This window comes from Anoxybacillus sp. UARK-01 (assembly GCF_002075365.1).
Lineage (GTDB): Bacteria > Bacillota > Bacilli > Bacillales > Anoxybacillaceae > Anoxybacteroides > Anoxybacteroides rupiense.
Window position 1 is genome coordinate 57,503 of record NZ_NASY01000051.1, and the last position, 6,410, is coordinate 63,912.

6 protein-coding genes are annotated in these 6,410 nt (G+C 42.9%); 1 reads left to right on the forward strand and 5 read right to left on the reverse strand.

From position 1 onward, the window contains the following. Window positions 1-5: 5 nt before the first annotated feature. Window positions 6-683 carry a cupin domain-containing protein gene (locus B6A27_RS16300; protein WP_080862665.1) on the forward strand — a complete coding sequence of 226 codons (678 nt, stop codon included), beginning with the start codon at window positions 6-8 and terminating at the stop codon, window positions 681-683. A 275-nt stretch (window positions 684-958) separates the two neighbouring features. On the opposite strand, the gene murQ is transcribed toward B6A27_RS16300, so the two are convergent. From murQ to B6A27_RS16325, 5 genes are all read right to left on the reverse strand, one after another. Then, window positions 959-1,858, reverse strand: coding sequence for an N-acetylmuramic acid 6-phosphate etherase (gene murQ, locus B6A27_RS16305; RefSeq protein ID WP_080862666.1), 900 nt, complete (start codon window positions 1,856-1,858; stop codon window positions 959-961). A 62-nt stretch (window positions 1,859-1,920) separates the two neighbouring features. Beyond that, window positions 1,921-2,994: a DUF871 domain-containing protein gene (locus B6A27_RS16310; RefSeq protein ID WP_066147343.1), complete on the reverse strand. Its 1,074-nt coding sequence runs from the start codon at window positions 2,992-2,994 to the stop codon at window positions 1,921-1,923. A 157-nt stretch (window positions 2,995-3,151) separates the two neighbouring features. After that, window positions 3,152-4,549, reverse strand: coding sequence for a PTS transporter subunit EIIC (locus B6A27_RS16315; protein WP_080862667.1), 1,398 nt, complete (start codon window positions 4,547-4,549; stop codon window positions 3,152-3,154). 78 nt (window positions 4,550-4,627) lie between these two features. Beyond that, on the reverse strand, window positions 4,628-5,488 hold the full coding sequence (locus tag B6A27_RS16320; protein WP_236631862.1) for a MurR/RpiR family transcriptional regulator: 861 nt from the start codon (window positions 5,486-5,488) through the stop codon (window positions 4,628-4,630). 255 nt (window positions 5,489-5,743) lie between these two features. Further along, window positions 5,744-6,410: IS3 family transposase (locus B6A27_RS16325; RefSeq protein ID WP_139788154.1), on the reverse strand; the 667-nt coding region annotated here is incomplete at its 5' end.

The following is a 6,410-nucleotide window of genomic DNA, read 5'->3' on the forward strand; positions in this document are numbered from 1 at the left end:
CGTTTATGAGAAAATCCGGATTTGTTCCCGACAACACAAATATAAAAAAAACAAGCGGCACTCCCAATCTTTTTTTCGACTCAAGAGATAACATCTTTTTTCAGCGAGATGATGAAAACATTGCCTATGAGGTCACCTCGACACAAATACCAGCAATGGTAGGGGGAGCTTTTGTCGATCTCTATCTCACAAAGGGACATATTCGCGAACCGCATTGGCATCCGAATGCGTGGGAGCTGGATGTAGTTGTTTCCGGCGAAGCCATTATTTCGATTGTTGATCCTGATACAAATAAGCTCCATCATTATAAAACGAAGGCGGGTCAAGTTGTCTTTATTCCAATGGCTTGGTGGCATTGGATCAGGCCAGCGTCAGAAAAAGTACATCTTCATCTCTTTTTTAACAATGATCAATTCGAAACAGCAGAAGGCTCCGATACGCTACGTCTCACGCCACCTGAAGTTTTCAAGATGGCTTACGGGCTTGATGTCAATCAAATCGCCGATGCTCTTTCACCAATTAAAGAATCTGTCGTTATCGGTCCTCCTTCAGAAAGCCATTCGTTAAACAAAGATAATCTTTCTTCCAGTCGAGGCCGCTTCGTTCCAAGGGAGGGGAAACAAAAACAATGGAGCGAACAAGAAATATCCATCCAGATCAATGACAAGGAATTTCGCTTCTAAAATAACAACGTAGGAAGTCTTTTCCTATTGAATAAATCGTCATTTTAAATGGATCGTACAGAAACGTATCTTTTGCATATTTATGTTTTTGATATAGCAAAGCCGGTATGATAGCGGTCGAATTCTTGTCGCCCACGCCTAAGAAGCAAGCCGACTCCTGCTCCAATGAGTGAAACATCCTTGACGTTTCTTTCAAAGCCTCATTCGTTTCATTTTTAATAAAAAACTCCCGCCTTTCTATCGGCAGGAGAGAGTAATGGATACGATCAGCGTTTTCATTTCAACTGCGATTGAATCGCGCTGCGCAAATGACCGTTATGACGGCGAAGCACATGAAATACTTCCTCGCCCGTCAAACCGGTCATCAGCGCTAAAATCGCCGCTTTGGCAGATTGATACGTTTTGAGTGCTTGCTCTGCCTCTTCTTCGCTTACATCGGCGATTTCGATAATCATATTTTTAGCCCGCATCAACAGCTTTTCATTCGTTGGAACGACATCGACCATGAGGTTGCTGTATACTTTACCGCTGCGAATCATGGCAGCGGTCGTAATCATATTTAAAACAAGCTTTTGTGCGGTACCCGCTTTCAGTCTTGTCGATCCTGCTACTACCTCTGGACCTGTTAAAACGACAATTGGATAATCTGCTATCTTCTCCATTTCCGAATTTTTCGTGCAAGTGATAGCCGCCACCATAGCTTCGACAGATTTGGCATATTTCATCGCTGCCAATGTATAAGGAGTTCTTCCGCTGGCGGCAATTCCAATGACGACATCCTTTTGATGGACATGAATTTGCTTCATATCTTCTACAGCCTGCTCAATGTTATCTTCTGCTCCTTCCAAAGCAGACTGCAAAGCTTTTTCGCCTCCAGCAATCACACCGATTACCTGCTCCTTTGGAACACCATAAGTCGGTGGACATTCTGATGCATCCAGCACTCCTAAACGCCCGCTTGTACCGGCCCCGACATAGATAAGGCGTCCGCCGCTGCCGAATGCTGCGACGACCCGATCGATCACTTCCGCAATGACAGGCAAAACCCGCTCCACAGCTTTTGGAACAGATTGGTCTTCTTTATTCATTTGTCTTATAATCTCTAGACTAGATAACGTATCGATATCCAGCGTATGGACGTTTCTTTTTTCTGTGTCAATTTGCCGAAGGTTCATGATGCCATCTTCCTTTCTGATCCAACCCTTTCATCATGTTAAATAAACAAACACATCCATATTCATGAAACGGATGACTGTACGATTATGCGAAACTTTTGACCTGGACCAATGCATTCTAGAAGCGGAATATCTTCATCTACCACCTTTGCTACTACATTGACTCTCGCATCCTTCGGCAAGCTTCGTTTCGTAATTTGCAGCTCGCCTGCATATCTGTTGTATAAATCATTGTCAATCGTAACAGAGCCTTTTGTGCGACTGATCACAGATGACGGCATAATCTTCATGCCATTCTTTTGTGCATAAAGTCTAGACTCTTGCGATCGAATCACATCCCTGGCCAGATCTAACCGATTCGTATGAGTGCCTTCAACAAGCAAACGCAGGTTTTCATCGTCTTGATTCTTCATCACACATCTAAGTGGAACGATTTTTTCGGCTAACGATGCCAATAACGATAATGTGCAGTCTTTAGCCGAAATATCACCAATCAATACGTGATCGACATGATATTGAAATAACAGTTCGGCACACGCAAGATGTGGTGCCTGCTTCCGGTGCTTCTCCAATGTCGGCAGTCCTGCATATAGGGGGCCTCTCAGCTTATGATCGCCAGGAATAAATGCTGTTGTCGCAATACCGTATTGCTGAAACATTTGATTGCGCGCAACGAAAAAACGAACATCAAGGCCCGTTTCCGGCCTTGGATAAAAATTGTGCCAAGCCTCGACATTTTGAATGTTTAACCCCAAGCCGATCCATCTCTTCAGCATGTCTTCATTGACCGTGCTAGCATTTAAGCCAATTTTCATTTGCTTTGACCATTCCACGATTTCTTGATCATTGTAACCATCATCTAAGCGAAGCCCTGTCACGCCCCATGCAACAAGCTCTGTTGGCTGATCCATGTTCAAATATGCCAACGATTGAGAAGATACATCAACAAATAATAACATATTATATTGTTTGGCGAGCATCCCTAGTCGCTTTAACCGCTCTCTATACACAGCCGGATCATCTTCAGGAATATGAAGCGAAGTAAAAATGGATTGGAGTTGATAGGATTGGGCCTTCGCTACAAGCGGTTCCATATGACGTGGATCATTGCCTAAATATACAGAAATCCCAAGCATGCTTCCACCTCTTTTAAACGATACAAGCGGTCTCAAAATGGGCGAATTTCCTGATCGCACTGCTTCAGCATTGGAGACCGCTTTGAATCTGCTTTGTTAAAATTTCTATTGGCTAAACGGAATAAAGGAGAGGTTCCTTCATCAGCGGAACTTATGATTAGTTAAGTGTTGCATTCGTCTGTCCGCTTTTTCCAAGATCCCTTGTCATGGCCTCATTAAATCCAAATAAATAAGTAAAAATAAAGCCGAATAAATAAGCAATCAACAGACCGATGAGATAATAGACGATTTGCTGGGCATGAACTAAAAAGGCCAATGGCAAACCAGATACGCCGATAGCAATCGTTGCTACATGAAAATAAGCTTGAAAAGCGCCTCCTACCGCTGCACCTAAACAAGCGGTAACAAACGGTCTTCCTAAAGGTAATGTAACGCCAAAAATAAGCGGTTCGCCAATTCCTAAAATACCGACAGGAAGTCCCCCTTTAATAATTTTGCGAAGCTGAGCATTCTTTGTTTTAAAATAAATCGCAAATGCAGCTCCTACCTGACCGGCACCCCCCATGGCCAATATCGGCAACAAAGGATCGTCGCCGATGGATTGAATCAGCTCCATATGCACAGGCGTCAGCCCTTGATGAAGACCGGTAACGACTAAAGGAAGGAATGTTCCAGCCAGAATGATTCCTGATAAAATGCCACCAGCGTCAATTAAACTGACTAATCCTTTCGTAATCAAATCGGAAATCCAACCTCCAACAGGCTGAAGAACGATGAGAGTAGCGATCCCCGTGATGAGGACAGAAATAGTCGGTGTTACAATCATATCGATAGAGGTAGGGACAAAGCGACGAATTTTCTTTTCTATCCAAGCTATGAAAACAGCTGCAAGCATCACCCCGATTAATCCTCCGCGTCCAGGCACCAGCTTTTCGCCAAAAAGCGTGAGATCCGCAAGCGCCGGATTAATAATTAAAATGCCGGCAATACCGCCAAGAGCAGGAGTTCCGCCAAACTCTCTCGCCGTATTTATACCGACAAAAATGCCAAGATAGCTAAAGAGCCCCCAGCCGATAAAATTTAAAATCGAGATGATGGCTGAATCTGGATCGGCTCCTGCGCGAATAAAGACATTCGTGATTCCAGCGATTAAACCTGAAGCAACAATTGCTGGAATCAGCGGAATGAAAATGCTTGAGATTTTTCGCAAAAACAGCTTAAATGGTGTTGCGTTTTTTAGCTTTAAATCGGCTTTTGTCTGTTCGGCAAGATGAGCCCATTGATCGGCATTTAATGATTGAGCATCTGTTCCGCTTTGTTTGGCGATTTCCTCGGCCACTTTTGTCACAATTCCTGGTCCTAAAATAATTTGCAGTGTTTCTTGCTCAACTACACCAAGTACACCATCAATTTTTTTCAATCCATCGACATCCACTTGACTGTGATCCACAGGCGCGATTCTTAATCGTGTCATGCAATGAGATAGACGATCAATGTTTTGATAGCCGCTAAGCTTTTCGACAATTTCCTTTGCTAGCCGTTCATATTTCTCCATTATTTTTCCCCCTTGTTCTTCATCCCTAAACCAAGAACAACCCGTCAAAAAGAGAAATTGGCGTTTGTGAATGCGCAGTTATTGATCGCTTCGCTTCCATCGTTTGACCGCTTCCCGCGTCCGGTCTAGCGCGGCAATGCTTTCTTCATAAGCTCGGCTGACAATGCCAACATAGAGAATATCAACCACGTTAAGCTGAGAAATTCTTGAACTCATAGCTCCGCTGCGAATACTTTTTTCTAATGAGCTTATATATAGCGAAATATCAGCCAGCTCAGACACTGGATTCACTCCAAATTTTGTTAAAGAAATAACAGTGGCTCCGTTTGCTTTCGCTAATGCTAATGCTTGAATAATCCCTTCCGTTTGTCCAGAATAAGAAATGCCAAAGGCAACGTCCGCTTCGGTCAAATTAGCGCTCATCATTCCTTGTGTATCATAGTCAAATGCAGCTTCACACCAGCGATTGATCCTTGTTAGCTTTTGCTTTAAATCTTGAGCGATCACCGCTGAAGCCCCTATGCCATATACAGCAATTTTACGCGCTCTGCTTAAAGCATGAACGGCTTTTTCTACAGCATCTATCGATAAAACCGACAATGTATCTTGAATGGATTGAATATTGTTGTTCGACACAGAAGCGATGATAGAGGCCATTGAACCATCAATCGGGATTTCTTGGTAAGATGATCCGCTTGGCTCATTTTGTTTGGCCAAATCGACAGCAATTTTTAGCTTTAGTTCACGAAAGCCCTTACAATTCAACGTTCGTGCCAAACGAATAATCGTAGCTTCACTCACATTCGCTTGCTCTGACAGCTTTTGGATTGAAAGATGAACCACCTCCTCAGCATGCGTTAAAATATACTCAGCTGCCTTTCGTTCTGCTGGCTTTAACGAATCAAGCGCCTCCTGAATACTAATGAAGCCTCCTTTCAATTTGTTTTCCTCCCTTCACACTATGTATACTCCACATCTGAAACTTTATTGCAAAATTCCACGTTTTTTCTGAATTTTTATTTCATATTTTTTTAATGCTACCTATCTCATACGATAAGGAAGTTACGCCGATGGGGTTACATGACGCGCTTGATTGACGGATTTTTATATCTCTTCATACTCGTGCATATTTTAACTTATTTCTGGTGTTATGTCAAGAAAACGGACACGTTAAACAGAGAGAAATAGCTGAACTTAGGCAGCTACTTTTCTCTGATTAGCGTAGTAAGCAGCCTCAAATTCATATGGCGATACATAGCCAAGAGCTGAATGAATTCTTTTGCGATTGTAGAAGCATTCGATGTACTCAAAAATGGCTTGTTTCGCTTCTTTCCGCGTGCGGAATCGATTCAGATAAATGCACTCTTTCTTGATTAGGCTATGAAACGACTCCATACAAGCGTTGTCGTAACAGTTCCCACGTCTCGACATGCTCACTTGAAAATGATGTTCCTGTAAAAGTTGCTGATAGTCATTCGAAGCATATTGGCTCCCACGATCCGAATGATGAATCACTCGTTCCGTTGGTTTTTCGCTGTTTAGAGCTCGTTGTAACGCTTTGATGACTAACTCTTTCGTCATTCGTGTATCGATATACCATCCTACCATCTTGCGAGTATATAAATCCATGATACTGGCTAAATACAACCAGCCTTCATCGGTAGAAATGTACGTAATATCTGCCATCCATACTTCATTCGGAGCCGTTGCTTGGAAGTTTTGTTTCAATAGATTGTCATATACGTTGTAAGGATGGTTACTGTTCGTAGTGGCTTTGAATTTACGGACGGTAATGGATCTCAAGCCTTCTTCCCTCATGATGCGAGCGACCGTCTTTTGAGACACTCGAATCCCTTGTTTG

Excerpts from the sequence above, each read along its gene's own strand:
- B6A27_RS16300 (WP_080862665.1), top strand. The coding sequence starts at position 6 with ATGAGAAAATCCGGATTTGTTCCCGACAACACAAATATAAAAAAAACA.
- murQ (WP_080862666.1), bottom strand. The coding sequence starts at position 1,858 with ATGAACCTTCGGCAAATTGACACAGAAAAAAGAAACGTCCATACGCTG.
- B6A27_RS16310 (WP_066147343.1), bottom strand. The coding sequence starts at position 2,994 with ATGCTTGGGATTTCTGTATATTTAGGCAATGATCCACGTCATATGGAA.
- B6A27_RS16315 (WP_080862667.1), bottom strand. The coding sequence starts at position 4,549 with ATGGAGAAATATGAACGGCTAGCAAAGGAAATTGTCGAAAAGCTTAGC.